The 366-nt window shown below is 62.3% G+C and carries 1 pseudogene; it reads right to left on the bottom strand.

What is annotated here, in order from left to right:
* Positions 1–366, bottom strand: a pseudogene (locus tag ABW22_RS17670) (sensor histidine kinase); the annotation flags it as partial.

The following is a 366-nucleotide window of genomic DNA, read 5'->3' as shown; positions in this document are numbered from 1 at the left end:
CGCGCGGGTGCGCTGGCTGACCAGGTATTCGACCCGCACGGTATGCACCGCCCAGGTGACCAGCAAGGCCAGAATCAGCAGCATCCAGCCCCAATAGCGCCGCAAAACGCCCTCGAAGGTCCATAGGCGCAAATAGGCATAGGGGCCGATTCTCAGTTCCTGGAACAACTCACCAACAACCTGATAATCACTGGGGATCGTCCAGCTATAGCCCTCTGCGGTACGCGGCATGCGCAACAAGGCGATGGCCACTTGCCTGGACAGTTCCGCCGGAGTATGACGCAAGGCGGCAATCGGCCAGTCGGGGTATAGCCGTGACGAGGTCTGGCACGGCAAGCCCCGGATGTCGATCGGCGCCAGCACGCG

Origin of the sequence: Thiobacillus denitrificans, assembly GCF_001530125.1 — a bacterium.
In the GTDB taxonomy this organism is placed as follows: domain Bacteria; phylum Pseudomonadota; class Gammaproteobacteria; order Burkholderiales; family Thiobacillaceae; genus Thiobacillus; species Thiobacillus denitrificans_C.
Note: the sequence above shows the minus strand (reverse complement) of the source record. Positions and strands in the feature narration are given on the sequence as shown.